At 38.4% G+C, this 15,945-nt stretch carries 15 protein-coding genes; 13 read left to right on the top strand and 2 right to left on the bottom strand.

The window, feature by feature from the left end; translation table 11 throughout:
* Positions 1-271 precede the first annotated feature (271 nt).
* Positions 272-1,300, bottom strand: coding sequence for a lactonase family protein (locus DTK66_RS02315; protein WP_191667662.1), 1,029 nt, complete (start codon positions 1,298-1,300; stop codon positions 272-274).
* A 111-nt stretch (positions 1,301-1,411) separates the two neighbouring features.
* Between DTK66_RS02315 and DTK66_RS02320 the strand changes: the two genes are divergently transcribed.
* The 3 genes from DTK66_RS02320 to DTK66_RS02330 all read left to right on the top strand — a co-directional run bounded on the left by DTK66_RS02320 (position 1,412) and on the right by DTK66_RS02330 (position 5,297).
* Positions 1,412-2,266: a methyltransferase domain-containing protein gene (locus tag DTK66_RS02320; RefSeq protein ID WP_191667663.1), complete on the top strand. Its 855-nt coding sequence runs from the start codon at positions 1,412-1,414 to the stop codon at positions 2,264-2,266.
* 176 nt (positions 2,267-2,442) lie between these two features.
* Entirely contained in the window at positions 2,443-2,952 is a 510-nt protein-coding gene (gene trmL, locus DTK66_RS02325; protein WP_153931510.1) for a tRNA (uridine(34)/cytosine(34)/5-carboxymethylaminomethyluridine(34)-2'-O)-methyltransferase TrmL, read from the top strand.
* A 20-nt stretch (positions 2,953-2,972) separates the two neighbouring features.
* Entirely contained in the window at positions 2,973-5,297 is a 2,325-nt protein-coding gene (locus DTK66_RS02330; RefSeq protein WP_191667664.1) for a DNA translocase FtsK, read from the top strand.
* A gap of 40 nt (positions 5,298-5,337) precedes the next feature.
* On the opposite strand, the gene DTK66_RS02335 is transcribed toward DTK66_RS02330, so the two are convergent.
* Positions 5,338-5,457 carry a DUF4044 domain-containing protein gene (locus DTK66_RS02335; RefSeq protein WP_003666746.1) on the bottom strand — a complete coding sequence of 40 codons (120 nt, stop codon included), beginning with the start codon at positions 5,455-5,457 and terminating at the stop codon, positions 5,338-5,340.
* A 124-nt stretch (positions 5,458-5,581) separates the two neighbouring features.
* Between DTK66_RS02335 and DTK66_RS02340 the strand changes: the two genes are divergently transcribed.
* The 10 genes from DTK66_RS02340 to ftsA all read left to right on the top strand — a co-directional run bounded on the left by DTK66_RS02340 (position 5,582) and on the right by ftsA (position 15,935).
* A complete protein-coding gene (locus DTK66_RS02340; protein ID WP_191667665.1) occupies positions 5,582-5,938 on the top strand; it encodes a hypothetical protein in 357 nt (118 codons plus the stop codon).
* Positions 5,939-6,104: 166 nt separating this feature from the next.
* The gene (gene mraZ, locus DTK66_RS02345; RefSeq protein WP_191667666.1) at positions 6,105-6,533 is read left to right on the top strand and encodes a division/cell wall cluster transcriptional repressor MraZ; all 429 of its coding nucleotides are present in this window, start codon (positions 6,105-6,107) and stop codon (positions 6,531-6,533) included.
* Between the two features lie 16 nt (positions 6,534-6,549).
* Positions 6,550-7,506 (top strand): 16S rRNA (cytosine(1402)-N(4))-methyltransferase RsmH, encoded by a 957-nt coding sequence (rsmH, locus tag DTK66_RS02350; protein WP_191667667.1) that lies wholly within the window; start codon positions 6,550-6,552, stop codon positions 7,504-7,506.
* Positions 7,507-7,512: 6 nt separating this feature from the next.
* On the top strand, positions 7,513-7,884 hold the full coding sequence (gene ftsL2, locus DTK66_RS02355) for a cell division protein FtsL (protein ID WP_153930173.1): 372 nt from the start codon (positions 7,513-7,515) through the stop codon (positions 7,882-7,884).
* Positions 7,884-10,043 (top strand): penicillin-binding protein, encoded by a 2,160-nt coding sequence (locus DTK66_RS02360; protein WP_191667668.1) that lies wholly within the window; start codon positions 7,884-7,886, stop codon positions 10,041-10,043. The genes ftsL2 and DTK66_RS02360 overlap by 1 nt, the downstream gene beginning before the upstream one ends.
* 25 nt (positions 10,044-10,068) lie before the next feature.
* On the top strand, positions 10,069-11,040 hold the full coding sequence (gene mraY / locus DTK66_RS02365; RefSeq protein WP_153930175.1) for a phospho-N-acetylmuramoyl-pentapeptide-transferase: 972 nt from the start codon (positions 10,069-10,071) through the stop codon (positions 11,038-11,040).
* 13 nt (positions 11,041-11,053) lie between these two features.
* Complete coding sequence (gene murD, locus DTK66_RS02370; protein WP_191667669.1) at positions 11,054-12,427, top strand: UDP-N-acetylmuramoyl-L-alanine--D-glutamate ligase; 1,374 nt, start codon at positions 11,054-11,056, stop codon at positions 12,425-12,427.
* Between the two features lies 1 nt (position 12,428).
* A complete protein-coding gene (murG, locus tag DTK66_RS02375; protein ID WP_191667670.1) occupies positions 12,429-13,535 on the top strand; it encodes an undecaprenyldiphospho-muramoylpentapeptide beta-N-acetylglucosaminyltransferase in 1,107 nt (368 codons plus the stop codon).
* A gap of 44 nt (positions 13,536-13,579) precedes the next feature.
* Entirely contained in the window at positions 13,580-14,428 is an 849-nt protein-coding gene (locus tag DTK66_RS02380) for a cell division protein FtsQ/DivIB (protein WP_153930178.1), read from the top strand.
* Between the two features lie 124 nt (positions 14,429-14,552).
* Complete coding sequence (ftsA, locus tag DTK66_RS02385; RefSeq protein WP_153930179.1) at positions 14,553-15,935, top strand: cell division protein FtsA; 1,383 nt, start codon at positions 14,553-14,555, stop codon at positions 15,933-15,935.
* Positions 15,936-15,945: the final 10 nt, after the last annotated feature.

Genomic DNA, 15,945 nt, shown 5'->3' on the forward strand with positions numbered 1-15,945 from the left:
AGGATAGGACGTTGCCACGCAGACTAGACCAACGTGTAGTTTCCTACACGTTGGTCTTTTTTCTTATAAAGAGTTTGTTTTAAGTAAGACTTTATAAATCTAGGAGTATGAAATAAAGCTTTTAAATTCAAATATCCAATTTTGTTTGTAGATAGGATTAGAGTTAACTAAGGCGTTTAAAAGAAAAATGCCTAATATCGATATAAAGATGATATCCCTATATCGATATTAGGCATGATGGAAAAGGCTTAACAAATTTTTCCTTTATTTATTATTTCCACTTCATAACACAAACTGGTTCAGGGCAATAAATATCTTTTTGAATAAGTGTCAATTTTCCTGTTTCTGGGTTACGTTTATACAATGTGAGGTTATCAGAATTTTGATTAGATGCTAATAGATAACTTTCATCTTTGCTAAGGTTAAAGTCACGGGGGAAGTCACCCTCAGTAGAGATAGATTGAATGTGTTTTACCGTGAAATCTGGTTGAATTTCAAAAACAGCAATTGTATTTTCCCCACGGTTAGAAGTGTAGACGTATTTGCCATCTTTTGAAATACGGATAGCAGCAGCACCGTTATGCGCTGTCCAAGTTGCAGGGATTGTTTTAATAGTTTGAAGATGCTTAAAGCTGGCGTCTTTATCGTTGTATTTTAAGACTTCTAATTTACTGCTTAGTTCACCTAATAAGTAGGCGTACTTACCATTAGGATGGAATGCAATATGGCGTGTACCAAAACCATCTTCACATTTATAGCGAGAAACTGCCGTTAGTTTACCATCATCTGATATATCGTAAACAACTACTAGATCCATTCCGAGGTCACAAACAACAAGTCGCTTGTCAGGTGTAAGATCAGCGTAATGGACATGTGGAGCTTCTTGTTCTGGTTGGGGACCAGTTGCACCTTCATGAAGAACTGAATCAGTTTGGGTTAATTCACCATCAGGACTGATTTTAAATACATCAACTTTAGCTGTGTGGTAGTTTGCACTATAAAGTAAGTGGCGTTCTTCATCTAAGCCGACATATGCAGGAGGTGCACCAGCAGCTAAAACATCACTTAACATTTTTGCATTACTATCGCTAAGTGAATAGGATGCAACACCGCCTTGATCGTCAACTTGCTTAATAGCATAAACTCGTCCATTTTTACCAACTTGCAGGTATGCTGGCTTTTGTGATGGAATTGCTAATTCCACATTAGTAATTTTACCTTGATCTGTGTCAAGAGTAGCCTTATAAATACCCTTACTTGTCTTTTTAGTATATGTTCCAATTAGAAATTGTTCAGTCACGTCAATTTCCTCCTTTTGAAAATGCTTACCTATATAATAGCAATTTGCCCATCGTAATTCTAGCTGTGATACACTGTTCTTAGTAATTTTAAAGTGGTTGGAGGAACAAAAGTGAAAAAAGTAGAACGTCAGCGTGCCCTTGTGGCCAAAAATCTTGCGCTTTTTCAGTGTCCTGTCTGTAGGCAAAAGATGATATCGGTGACAGGAAATAGTTTGATTTGTGAAAATAATCATCATTTTGATTTTAATCGTCATGGTTACCTTCATTTTCTTAATGGTGCCGCTAATACGGAATATAGTCGCGAAATGTTTGAATCGCGCCGTCAGCTGTTAACAGCAGGATTATTTAAGCCAATTATTCAAAAAATAAGTCAATTAATGCCGCAAAAAGCAATGCGGATATTAGATGTTGGTACTGGTGAGGGAACGCCATTACTTCAATTAGCAAATTTAAGGTCTAAATGTAATGACACAATGGTTGGGTTTGATATTTCAAAACCAGGGATAACTTTAGCTACGCAATTACCATTGAACGCTTTCTTTTGTGTCGCTGATTTGCGGAAGTTACCTTTTGCTGCCAGTAGTTTTGATTTTATTCTTGAACTATTCTCACCATCTGATTATCGTGAATTTAACCGTGTCCTTAAAGATGATGGAACTCTTATTAAAGTAATTCCTAACGCGAATTATTTAGTTGAACTACGCCATTTATTGTATCAAGCTGGCGAGCGAAATTACCAATACGATAATTCACGAGTGCTAAAGCTATTTAAGCAGCATTATCCTAATTGTCGACATCAAGCGATTACGTATGAATTTAATATTCCTGCTGGATTACAGGCAGCAATGCTAGAAATGACACCTTTACATTGGGGAGAGAATGCTAAACCATTAACTAATGAAGAATTAAGCAGTTTAACAAAAATTACTGTCGATGTTAGTTTGTTAATTGTGAAAAAAAGTTGATTTAAATATTGCATAAATAAGAAATTAGTGCTAAATTATTATAAGAAATCGTTTGATAATTGACATCGAAATGAATATGTTCGTTGGTGATTATCAAGGAGTACTTCATTAAAGCAGCGTTTCGCCGTGCCCACACCGAGACCCTGCTTTTTTTATTTGTTTAAGGAGATTTTACTATGACCAATCATATTGTCCTATTTGAACCGCTTTTTCCAGCTAATACGGGTAATATTGCGCGTACTTGTGCGGGAACCAATACAGAATTACATTTAATAAAACCACTTGGCTTTTCAACTGACGACAAGCATATGAAACGAGCTGGACTAGATTACTGGGATAAAGTTAAAATAACTTATCATGAAGATTTACCTTCATTCATGGAAACAATTCCAGATATAAAGCACTTATATATTGTGTCAAAATTTGCGACTCATGATTATACAGATGTTGATTACACAGATGAAGGAGACCATTATTTCTTGTTTGGTAAAGAAACGACTGGTTTACCGGAACGATTTATGCAAAAATATCCTGAAAATGCAGTTCGGATTCCACAAAATGATAATAATATTCGGGCACTGAACCTATCAAACAGTGCAGCAATCGTTATTTATGAAGCTTTACGACAACAAAGCTTCCCTAATTTAGCACGAGTTCACCGTTACGAATTTGATAAATTAAAGTAAGTTTAAGGAGGCACGTTACCATGGCGAGAAGAAGAAAAACATCATCCCGCCGCACAAAGGGACCGACACGAAAGAAAAAACAACAGTATCGACTAATTGATAACTTAATCGGTATAATCATTTGTTTATTAATGTTAGTCGGCCTATTTAATTTGGGTATGTTAGGGACCTTTCTCGACAACTGTTTCAAAATTTTTGTCGGTGAAACGTACCCTATTGCTATGATTATAGTTTTCCTTTACGGCCTATGTTTTGCCCTTTATAGTCATTGGCCTCATTTTAAGAAAAGATGGGTGCTTGGAACAATTATTGCGTATGCAGGGTTGTTAATGTGGCTACAAACCGCAATGTTTCAACAGCTTAGTCTACATTCAAAGATAATAGAAACAACCTGGAACAATCTTAGCAAAGTGATTTTTAATGGCGATTCAACAGTGTTGATTGGTGGTGGGATGGTTGGTGCTTACCTATATAACGGAAGCAATATTTTGATTTCTGAAGTAGGTACGGCAATCTTGTCCTGGCTATTAATGACTATTGGGATAATTATTTTCTTTGCGTTACCATGGCGAGAATTCTTAGTTAAATTGGGAATCGGGATTAAAAAATCGGGGGCGGTAGTCGCTGATGCTCATGATCAATTAATGAAAAAGCGAGCTGAAAATGTCAGTGAACCGACCACAGCGCCCTCAATAAATGTACCAATTGCCAAAGTTTCGCGGCAGGTTAAAGACTTTTTTGCTGATAATGATTCAGAAATTGATTCGCCATCAGCAGCTTCAGCGCCCGTATCCCAATCAGCTGAACCAACTATTCGGGTAGCGAGTGAAAGCCAGCCCGATAGCAAAGCGGCTCCTGCATCAGTGGTGGATACGGCGGAAAGTACAGCTGGAGAGATGGACTTAGCAGGAATTGATGCGCAAGAAGATGATGATTATCAATTGCCACCGGTTAGCTTATTGAGTCAAGTAAAAGCAACCGATCAGCAAAAAGACCTTCACAATATTAAGAAAAATACACAGACGCTTCAGCAAACATTAAAATCATTTGGAGTTGATGCAACGGTTGAAAATGTAAATCTTGGGCCATCAGTAACCAAGTATGAATTACGTCCAGCAGTGGGAGTAAAGGTTAGCCGAATTACTCATTTAGCCGATGACCTAGCATTGGCTCTTGCTGCTAAGGATATTCGAATTGAAGCACCAATTCCTGGAAAATCACTGATTGGGATTGAAGTGCCTAACCAACAGATTGCGACGGTTGGTTTTCGTGATATGGTCGAAAATGCTCCCAATAATGATAACCCGATGGAAGTTCCCCTTGGACGCAGTGTTACAGGGGATGTTAAAATGGCTGATTTGACTAAGATGCCTCATCTATTAATCGCCGGAGCAACCGGTAGTGGGAAGTCCGTTGCAATTAATGTTATTATTACGAGTATTTTATTAAAAGCCAAACCTCATCAGGTTAAGATGTTGATGATTGACCCTAAAAAGGTGGAGCTAAGTGTTTATAATGGAATTCCTCATTTACTAAGTCCGGTTGTTTCAGAACCAAAAAAGGCAGCCCGGGCACTTGGTAAGGTAGTCGCTGAGATGGAAAGACGCTATGAACTATTTGCTAAATTTGGTGTCCGCAACCTAGACGGCTATAACAAGCTTGTGCAACAAAATGAGGAACATCCAGATGAACCCCAGCCAAGTTTACCGCTGGTTCTTGTTATTGTGGATGAGTTAGCTGATTTGATGATGACTGTTTCACATGATGTTGAAGATGCAATTGTCCGGATTGCTCAAATGGGGCGGGCAGCTGGTATCCACATGATTCTTGCAACTCAACGGCCATCTGTTGACGTTATTACCGGATTAATTAAGGCTAATGTTCCGTCAAGAATAGCTTTTGCTGTTTCAAGTGGAATTGATTCGCGAACGATTATTGATACTAATGGTGCCGAAAAACTGTTAGGACGAGGTGATATGTTATTTGAACCGATCGATCAAAATAAACCAGTCCGAATTCAAGGCGCTTTTATTTCAGATCATGATGTTGAGGCGGTCGTTGACTTTATTAAAAATGAGCGACCAGCTGAATATGATGATAGTATGGTTGTAACTGACAATGAAATTGAACAAGAAGAGCAGGCGGAAGAAGAGGATGAATTATTCCCAGAAGCTTTAGACTTTGTTGTTGACCAGCAAAAGGCTTCGACATCACTAATTCAGCGTCGGTTTCGGATTGGTTATAATCGGGCCGCACGAATTATTGATGACATGGAACAGCGAGGCTTTATCGGTCCAGCTAACGGCTCAAAACCACGGGAAGTTTATAAACAAAAAGATGAATAAAAAGAGGCCGGCGAATTTTACGCCAAGCCTCTTTTTTAATTTAGATTAAGTTTAAGGATGCAACAGCACCAAAGATCAATGAACCAAGCATTGCAATCAACATTAGCCAAATTGCAACCATTGTAATCTTTTGGAAACGGGTCTTCTTTTTTCGCTGCATTATTAACCGTCCTTCCATTTATCGATAATAGTAGTGTAACGCATTTTTACAGTCTTTTTCAAATCTTGTTTTAAATTATGGTAAACTTAAGTTATTTACATCAGTAGAAAGGAACTGAAAGAGTGTGGCGGTAAGTATTCGCGTTATAATTTTGGAAATTATTTTATTGATTTTTATTTGGTTTGTCGAGCACTTATTTTTACGAATTTTTCACTTTAACAAAAAAGTTAAACATTTATGGTGGGGATGGACCATTATTTTATGGATTTTGATCATTGTTAATCTTGGGTATTATTGGCCTGCCTATCCGATTGCCTTGTGGATGATTTTAGCATTGATTCTAATTGCTTTACAAATTGCCCATAACCATGAATTCCTTTATCGTCGTTATTGGCCGGTATTTTGGCGATATTCTGCATACTATGCGTTAATTATATATATAGGTAGCTTTATTATTTCGCGATGGCTACCGTTAGTATAAGGCTTGCGACTGCAATTCAAAGCAGTTACGAGCCTTTTGCTGTATTTTAAATATAAGTGATTTATAAAGCGTCTATTACTTTTTGATAAAATTCACAAAATTACGTGGTGAGAAGTGGGGGATTGTGGTAGACTTGACCTATAAGTGGTAAGGGGGTAATTTGGTTGTGTTAATGGGTGAATTTACACATACAATTGACACCAAAGGCCGATTAATTATCCCTGCCAAATTTCGAGAACAGTTAGGCACGCACTTCATTGTTACTCGGGGGTTAGACGGATGCTTATTCGGGTACCCGTTAGAAGAATGGAAGCTTTTAGAGCAAAAGTTAAAAGCTTTACCACTAACAAAGCGCGACGCACGGGCGTTTGTGCGATTTTTGTATTCTGCTGCGACAGATTGTGAAATTGACAAACAAGGACGGATCAATATTCCGTTGACCTTACGCAAACATGCTACACTTACCAAAAAGTGCGTAGTTGTTGGGGTTTCAAATCGTTTAGAAATATGGAGCAATGAGCGGTGGAGTAAGTTTACAAACGATACGGCTGAGAATTTTGATGAGATTGCAGAAGATCTTAATATTGATTTTTAAATGGAGGGTTTAGTTGATGGCAGAATTTAAACATGTAACGGTACTTTTGAAGGAGGCCGTAGCAGGATTAAATGTGCAATCAACCGGCACTTACGTTGATGCAACATTAGGTGGTGGTGGCCACACGCAGGCGATTTTAAAACAGCTAGCGGGTGGTCATCTATATTCTTTTGATCAAGACAAAACTGCAATTGAATACAATAGAGAGCAGTTAAAATCAGCAATCGATCAGCATCGATTAACTTTAGTTGAGAATAATTTTCGCAACTTAAAAGCAGCTTTAGGCCGTTATGATATTAATCACGTTGATGGCGTTTTATACGACTTGGGCGTGTCATCACCACAATTTGACGATGCTAAACGGGGGTTTAGTTATCAGCACGATGCGCCATTAGATATGCGGATGAATCAAGAACAATCGCTATCGGCGATGGAGGTTGTTAATGAATGGCCATATGAGCGGATTGTCAAAATTCTTTATCGTTATGGGGAAGAACGTTTTGCAAAACAAATTGCTCGTAAAATTGAGCAACGACGTAAACTTACCCCAATTAGAACGACATTCGAATTGGTTGATGTAATAAAAAGTGCTATTCCTGCAGCAGCTCGTCGGCATGGGGGGCATCCGGCCAAAAAAAGTTTTCAAGCAATTAGAATTGCGGTCAATGATGAACTAGGGGCACTAGAAGAGTCACTAGAGCAAGCCTTAGATATGTTAAATGTTGGCGGACGAATTAGTGTAATTACGTTCCAATCATTAGAAGATCGCTTAGTAAAAACGATGTTTCGCGAGAAAACGACATTAAGTGATGATGTGCCACAAGGATTACCAGTGATTCCAACGGGAATGGAACCAAACTTTAAATTAATCAATAAGAAACCGATTGTCGCTAGTGAAGAAGAACTAGCAGAAAATCATCGTGCGCATAGTGCTAAGTTAAGAATCATTGAAAAAATAAAAGAAGGAAAGTGACTTATTATGGTTTCAAATGCGGCAAGGCAACTTGCGGGAGAGCAGCAACCTCGGCAAATACCTAAGAAAAAAGTTTCACGACAACCGAGAATTGCACCAAGTCCAGTTAGGTGGTCGAAATTTGAACGTTTTTTAGTAGTTGTTGGAAGTTTAGTAACGTTGACTTTAATGCTTAATCTTCTCTCTACTAAAATTAATATCAATAATCAGCAACGGCACTTACAAGATATACAAACTCAAATTAGTAAGGCGAAAAGTAGCAATACCAGTTCGCAGCAAGAAATTGCTGAATTGACGAGTCAATCGCATTTGAAATCAGCAGCACACAAGTATGGATTAACAGATAAAAATTCAAATGTAAGGAACGTTAATAAATAATGAATAAGAAGCCACAACGAACGAAAAATAGGGGACATAGAGAAAACCGAGGGACCTTTGGCAAATGGCTCTTTCTAATAACGGTTGGAATGTTTACCTTGTTTATCGTTCGTTTTGCGTATATCGCAATAAATAAGGATGTTCAGCATGTTAATTTACGATCACAGGCAGAACAAATTTATACCCAGCACCGGATTATTCAAGCGCGGCGTGGAAACATTTATGATGCAGACGGAAATGCGATCGCAACAGATACGAGCAAGTATACTTTGTATGCTGTATTAGATCGAACTCAAAAATCTTCCGATGGTAAGCCGCTTTATGTTAAAGACCGTAAAAAAACAGCGCAAATATTGTCAAAATATATTGATCTTACACCTACTCAAATTGAGAAGGTTTTGAAACCCAAAGGACAGGTATATCAGGTTGAATTTGGTAGTGCCGGTAGTAACTTATCTGTTTCAACCATGCAAAAGATTAAAAATTATCATTTGCCCGGAATTAATTTTATTGCAACTCCGGCTCGTCAGTATCCAGAAGGCGAATTTGCTTCCCAGATAATTGGGATGGCAACACCCAAAGTTAAAAATAATAATGGGACAGATGAAACTAACCTTGTTGGTCAATTAGGCCTTGAAGGCTATTTTGATAAACAGCTTACCGGCGTGAATGGATTACGAAAAGATAAGCAAGATGTTTATGGTTATCAGATAGCAAACTCAAAGCAAGTAACTAAAAAAGCAATTAATGGTGATAATATTTATACTACCCTTGATTCACAAACGCAGCATTTTCTGGAAAATAAGGTCAATAAAGTTTATAAAAGTTCTGATGCTAATTCAATGACGGCAGTTGTAATGGAAGCAAAAACAGGGAAAATCATTGCAGCTACTCAACGGCCAACCCTTCATGCAGAAAATAATCCAGTATGGCGAAACATGCTTGTTCAAGATGCTTATGAGCCCGGTTCAGTAATGAAGATTCTCGCATTAGCTGCGGCTATCGATACTGGTCATTTTAATCCTAATGCAACCTTTAACTCGGGAACTTGGGCAATGGGTGGTGGAAAAATCACCGATTGGTCAAGCTCAGGTTGGGGAACTATTTCCTACAAAGATGCATTTGATATGTCAAGTAATGTTGGGTTTGCCCATATCGAACAAGATATGGGAGCTGACACTTGGATGAAATATATTAAACGATTTGGCTTATTAAAAAAAGTAAATGTAGTTGGAATGGGAAATGAAGTTAACGGATATACAACGTTTAAGGGCGCCCTTGCTCAAGCAAATACGGCTTTTGGACAAGGGATTACGGTAAATGTAATGCAGATGATGCAAGCATTTAGCGCAATTGGCAATAATGGTAAGATGATGAAACCATATATTGTTAGCAAGGTCGTGGATGGCAATAGCGGTAAGACTATTCAGCGAGTAAAGCCCAAAGTTGTTGGTCATCCGATTAAAGCTTCAACAGCTAATAAAGTGCTTGGCTATATGCAGGGTGTTATTTATGATCAAAAAGGGTTGGGGCATGACTATCAGATTAAGGGATACCGGATTGCTGGGAAAACGGCAACCGCCCAGATTGGTGGCGCTCATGGTTATTCAACCGGTGATACAAGTTACTTATATTCATTTACCGGGATGGCACCAGCTAAAAATCCTAAATATATTATCTATGTAACATTGAGACAGCCACAAAACTTAAAGAAACCGGCAACTAAACAAATTGCTAGCGTCTTTAATCCAACCATGAAGATGCTATTAAGTCAGCAAAAAGTCGCCGAAAAGGCTAAAAAGAAAGTTATTACGATGCCGAACGTTGTAGGCAAATCGAGTGAAGAAGCTAATAAGCAACTGTCACAAAAGGGAATGCAAGTAGTTGTAATCGGTTCAAATAAAAAGGTTAAGCAACAATCTGTAGAACCAAATCAGCAGGTACTTACTGATCAGCACATTATTCTTGCTACTGGCGGTGAGTATCATATGCCTGATTTAGCGGGTTGGAGTTCCGCTGATGTTCAACAATTGGCAAAGATCCTTAAATTAGATGTGAAGGAAAGTGGCACAGGTTATGTTACTAAGCAAAGCATTTCACCTAATGAAACGGTAAAACGTGGAGCTACGCTGACAGTTCAATACGAAGCAAAAAACTAGCATTCAAAACTAATTGGAGGTCAATATGAATTTTTTAAGTGCAGTTTTGACAATTTTAAGTTCGTTTTTAATTACGTTCTTATTAATGCCCTCATTAATTAAATATTTTCGGGCAAAAAAAGAAGGGCAGCAAATTAGAAAAGAAGGTCCTACCTGGCATAAGAAAAAAGCCGGTACCCCGACAATGGGAGGATTGTTATTTATCTTTTCTGCCGTTGTAACAGTTTTATGGGTTGCTGCATGGCAAGGGTTAATAACTAATACCTTATGGGCACTTCTGTTTGTCCTAATAGTGTATGGCTTAATTGGAATGTGGGATGACAGTATTAAAATTTTCCATCATCAAAATGAAGGATTTAAACCATGGCAAAAGGCATTATGTCAAGTACTTGCTGCAATGGTATTTACTGTTATTTATCAGCATGAAGGATTTCAAATGGGCTTTGGAACAACTCAGGTCGGATGGCTGTATGGGTTATTCATTATTTTTTGGATTGTTGGTTTTTCCAATGCTGTTAACTTAACTGATGGTCTTGATGGTTTGGTTAGTGGTTTATCAATTATTTCATTTGCTGCATACTTGATTATTGCCTTGGTAAACCTAAATCAGCCTGGTTATCCAGAAATTGCCTTGTTTTGTTTAGCAATGATTGGAACCTTGCTTGGTTTCTTTCCTTATAACCATAAACCAGCCAAAATATTTATGGGGGACATGGGGTCATTGGCAATTGGGGCATCACTAGCAGCCGTTTCATTGCTTCTTCATCATGAATGGTCATTATTAGTAATTGGAATTGTTTATGTCTGTGAAACGGCAAGTGTTATTCTGCAAGTTGCCTCATTCAAAACAACAGGCAAACGGATCTTTAAGATGACACCGATCCATCACCACTTTGAAATGTGTGGGTGGAGTGAATGGAAAATTGATATTGTCTTTTGGCTTGTTGGCTTAATAGCATCTATTATTGCTGTTACGACAATCCTATTAGTTGGTTAAGGAGTACAGTTAAATGAAAAAGATCAATGATTATCAAGATAAAAAAGTACTTGTAATGGGGTTTGGGATTAGCGGAATTAATGCTGCCCGTTTATTAGTAAAATTGGGTGCTCATGTCACAGCTAATGATCAGGCTATTCCAAAAGATCATAAAGTTGTTGATGAGTTAAAAGCCGATGGAATAACGGTAATTACTGGCGATAATCCTTTATCTTTAGCTGATGAAGGATTTGATGTCGTTGTGAAAAATCCGGGCATTCCATATGACAATCCATTAGTAGCCAAATTTGTTAAGCAGGGAACACCAATTATTACTGAAGCAGAATTAGGTTGGCAAATTTTTGATGGTCACCTTGTTAGCATTACGGGAAGTAATGGTAAAACGACAACTACCACTTTGACGCAATTAATGATTGCTGAAAATGCAAAACACCAAGTAAAATATGCTGGAAATATTGGGGTTTCATTTAGTAAAGTAGCGGAGCAATTAGGACCGGATGATACCCTTGTTACAGAACTGTCGAGTTTTCAATTGCTTGGTGCGCCAACAATCCATCCGCATATTGCTATTATTACTAACATTTTTTCGAATCACTTGGACTATCATAAAACGCGAGAGAATTACATTAATGCCAAACTAAATATTACGCGGAACCAAACGAAGAACGACTTTTTAGTAATTAATTGGGATCGGGATGAATGGCAAAAAATTTCTCGGCGAAGTCAAGCAACAATAGTTCCATTTTCGCGTTTAAACAAGAGCCATGAGGGTAGTTACGTTGAAGATGGCATAATTTACTGGCGTGGCGAAAAAGTTATGAAGGCAGAAGATATTCGGTTGATTGGACCCCAAAATGTTGAAAATGCACTTGCGGCTATTGCTGCTGCTAAATTAAGCGGCGTTTCTAATGAAGCGATTGTAAAAGTTTTAACTACTTTTAGTGGAGTTCGTCATCGTCTGCAATATGTAACGGAGTACCAAGATCGGTTGTTTTACAATGATTCTAAGTCAACAGACATCGAGGCAACAGAGGTAGCTCTTCAAGGATTTAAGCGTCCAGTAGTTCTTTTAGCCGGCGGACTAGACCGCGGCTATACATTTGAACGCTTAGTTCCCTACTTTAAGCAACATGTGAAAGCAATCGTTGTATTTGGTGAATGCAAAGATAAAATGAAGGATGCTGCTCAACAGGCAGAGATACCAACGATTATCGAAAGTAAAGATGCAATTACAGCTGTTCCCGAAGCATGGAAGTTAAGTGAGCCAGGAGATGTAATTCTTTTATCGCCAGCAAATGCAAGTTGGGATCAATTCCCAAGTTTTGAAGTACGTGGCGATAAATTTATTGAAGCAGTTGAAAAACTGACAGGGCGAAAGGAGAAGTAAGATGCGATTATTAGTATCAGGTGGCGGAACAGGTGGCCATATCTATCCAGCATTAGCTTTAATTGAACGGTTGAAACAAGTGGAGCCAGATACAGAGGTACTTTATGTCGGCACCACACGTGGACTTGAAAATAAAATCGTTCCTGATGCAGGCATTAAACTTGAAACCATGCATATGCAAGGATTTAAGCGTTCTCTTTCACTTGAAAATTTTAAGACAGTTTACCTTTTTTTGAATTCTGTGCACCATGCCAAAAAAATTATTAAAGATTTTAAACCAGATGTTGTCCTCGGAACAGGTGGATATGTTAGTGGAGCAGTTTTATATGCAGCTGCTAAAAAACACATTCCGACAGTTATTCATGAACAAAATAGTGTGGTGGGGGTTACTAATAAGTTTTTAAGTCGCTATGTTGACCAAATTGCAATTGCATTTGAAGCAGCAAGAAATCAATTTCCTACTGCAAAAGTGACCATGACGGGTAATCCGCGTGCGCAACAAGTTGCTGCCCAAAAGGATAGTGACTTTTCATGGACAAGCTACGATTTGAAAGATAATGTCCCGACTTTAATGATTTTTGGTGGTAGTCAGGGGGCTCCAAAGATTAATAAGACCGTAGTTGATTCAATTGCTGAGTTTAACAAGCGACCGTACCAAGTTATCTTTGCGACGGGGCAGAAACGATACGATTCTGTAAAAGAGCAATTGACGGCAGCAAATGTTAAGATAGCAAACAATGTTAAAGTTGTTCCTTACATCAAAGATATGCCAGCCAAGATGCCTAAAGTTGCTGCATTAGTATCACGAGCAGGAGCAACAACCATTGCTGAAGTAACTGCTCTCGGCGTACCAACAATTTTGATTCCAAGTCCATATGTTACTGCTAATCATCAGGTTAAAAATGCCCAAGCGCTTGTTCGCAATAATGCAGGTTTAATGATTACAGAAGACAAATTAGATTCGCGTTCACTATTAATTCAAGCAGATAAAATCATGGAAGATGAACAGCTTCGGGAAAAAATGGCTGAGGCTGCTAAAAAAATGGGCCGGCCCGATGCTGCTGATCGCCTAATTAAGGTTTTACACAAGGCAATCGATGAGCACTAAGCAAAGGGTAGACTGTTTTCTAAACTTTAGTAGGAGGAGTATGGATGACAAATGGGAAATATGCTGTTGAACATCATAAATATTCACAACGACTAACAGAGTTAGAAAAACGCAGTGCGGCCGCCAAGCAGCGGCAAGAAGGTAAAAAGTCTCCTAAAGCTCATATTGGTAATAAGATACGCGGTATTAAAGTTAAACGGTATGTTTCAAATGGCGAGCGCGTTTTAAAGCTAGTTATCTTATTTAGTTTAATCCTTCTCCTGATGTTTTATATCATTTCTCCTTATAGCAAGGTTAAAGATATAAAAATAAATGGGAATCATGATTTAACAAGAACACAAGTTGAAAAGAAAACTACTGTTTATCCCGGACGCTTTATCTGGGGCGTTTATCTCAATCGGCATAAGATTGCTCAACAGGCGAAGCAAAATAGTCCGCAAATAAAAGACGTCACCATCAAAGTGATCGGTCCACAATCTCTGAAGTTAACAGTTAAAGAGAATGCGCTGTTAGGAACGGCAGTAATGAATAATGATACATATGCAGTTTTAGCAAATGGAAAGTTACAGAGAACAAAAACGGCGGATAACGGGATTGCCTATAAACGTTTTGATGGTCACCGTGAAGCCTTGGCAACGACGGCTGCGCAGTTAGGAAAGCTAAAACCAGCTGTAAGAAATGGTATTTCTAGTGTCAACTATCAACCAACTAAGAATTATCCTGACCGAATAATAATTTATATGCGAGATGGAAATACTGTTTACGCAGATCTTAATACGGTTGGTGATAAGTTAGCATATTATCCTGCGATAGCGGCAAGCATGAAGGATAAAGGAGTAATTGACCTTCAAGTAGGAGCATATTCTTATGGATATGGCTCTAAGGATAAATGATTTTGTGAAAAACCTTGATAATTCTCTTTTTTGTCGTTGTTTATGTGTGGTAAAATCTTATGTAGGTTAAATAAAATTCAAAAATAATTAAGTTAATAATAGTCTTAGGAGGGTTCCTTTTAGAATGAATAATTCAGAAGTATACGTTGGATTAGATATTGGAACCACCTCGATCAAAGCACTGGTGTGTGAAAGTGTTAAGGGTCAGTTAAAAGTTATTGGTGTTGGTGTAGAACGATCGGCAGGATTGAACCGAGGAGTTATTGTCGACATTGATAAGACCGCCCAAGCAATTTCGGCGGCGGTAGCACAGGCCGAGGAAAAGTCCAACGTGGAAATTAAGAGTGTTGTAGTTGGCTTACCGGCGAACTACTTACAAATGCAACGGGTACATGGTATGATTACAATTGCAACGAGAGGACAGTCCAGAGAGATTGTCAATCAAGATGTGATTGATGTAGCACGTGAAGCATTAACGCAAAGTATTCCGCCAGAGCGTGAAATAATAGATTTAATCCCAACAGAATTTACCGTTGATGGCTTTTCTGGTATCAAAGATCCTCGGGGAATGGTCGGTGTTCGTTTAGAAATGAAAGCGACCCTTTACACGGGACCTAAGACCATTATTCATAACACAAAAAAAGCAGTTCAACAGGCCGGGTATGACATTAAGGATTTTGTTATTACCCCAATTGCTACAGACTTCAACCTTTTGAATGATGGTGAACAAGATTTTGGAACTGTTGTCGTTGATTTAGGTGGGGGCCAAACGACTACTAGCATCATCCATGATCATCAATTGAAATATACATATGTTGATCCTGAAGGTGGAAAATATATTACCAAAGATATTTCCACTGTTATGAATACTTCGCTAAAAAATGCTGAGCAACTTAAGCTTAACCATGGATATGCAATGGCATCATTAGCGGATGAAGAGGTGCAGGTAGACGTTGATGTTGTTGGTCAAAATGACCCCGTCCAATATTCAGAGCAGTATTTATCAGAAGTAATTGAAGCACGGGTACGTCAAATCTTTGAACGTATTCAAAGTAAGCTACAAGCAATTCACGCGCCAGAATTACCAGGTGGTGTGGTATTAATCGGTGGAGTCGCTGCTTTACCGGGAATTAAAGAACTTGCTGAACAGTATTTCACTGGTAGTATCAAGGTGAATGTTCCGGAGCAAATGGGAATTCGCCATCCTCGGTATGCTGTTAGTTTGGCTTTAGGAATGTATGAAAATCAACTATCTGACATTGATCGTTTAATTAAGCAAACTGTCCAAAAAGTTGATACAATTAAGAGTCCGCACGAAGAAAAATCCCAAACAACTAGTACCAATACTGTTAATCAGGAATGGCCTGAAGAATCAGTTAAGCAGCGAGAACGGGCACAACGACAAGCCCAACAGCGGCTAGTTGCTGAAAAACCACAACAAAAGAAAAAGAAGCAAAGTGCATTTAGCAACCGATTTAAGAATATCTTTAATAATCTATTTGACTAATTTTACGGAG

The sequence above is a fragment of the Limosilactobacillus walteri genome, from assembly GCF_014830205.1.
Lineage (GTDB): Bacteria > Bacillota > Bacilli > Lactobacillales > Lactobacillaceae > Limosilactobacillus > Limosilactobacillus walteri.

Excerpts from the sequence above, each read along its gene's own strand:
- trmL (WP_153931510.1), top strand. The coding sequence starts at position 2,443 with ATGACCAATCATATTGTCCTATTTGAACCGCTTTTTCCAGCTAATACG.
- DTK66_RS02335 (WP_003666746.1), bottom strand. The coding sequence starts at position 5,457 with ATGCAGCGAAAAAAGAAGACCCGTTTCCAAAAGATTACAATGGTTGCA.
- murD (WP_191667669.1), top strand. The coding sequence starts at position 11,054 with ATGAAAAAGATCAATGATTATCAAGATAAAAAAGTACTTGTAATGGGG.
- rsmH (WP_191667667.1), top strand. The coding sequence starts at position 6,550 with ATGGCAGAATTTAAACATGTAACGGTACTTTTGAAGGAGGCCGTAGCA.
- DTK66_RS02380 (WP_153930178.1), top strand. The coding sequence starts at position 13,580 with ATGACAAATGGGAAATATGCTGTTGAACATCATAAATATTCACAACGA.
- ftsA (WP_153930179.1), top strand. The coding sequence starts at position 14,553 with ATGAATAATTCAGAAGTATACGTTGGATTAGATATTGGAACCACCTCG.
- DTK66_RS02360 (WP_191667668.1), top strand. The coding sequence starts at position 7,884 with ATGAATAAGAAGCCACAACGAACGAAAAATAGGGGACATAGAGAAAAC.
- ftsL2 (WP_153930173.1), top strand. The coding sequence starts at position 7,513 with ATGGTTTCAAATGCGGCAAGGCAACTTGCGGGAGAGCAGCAACCTCGG.
- DTK66_RS02330 (WP_191667664.1), top strand. The coding sequence starts at position 2,973 with ATGGCGAGAAGAAGAAAAACATCATCCCGCCGCACAAAGGGACCGACA.
- murG (WP_191667670.1), top strand. The coding sequence starts at position 12,429 with ATGCGATTATTAGTATCAGGTGGCGGAACAGGTGGCCATATCTATCCA.
- mraY (WP_153930175.1), top strand. The coding sequence starts at position 10,069 with ATGAATTTTTTAAGTGCAGTTTTGACAATTTTAAGTTCGTTTTTAATT.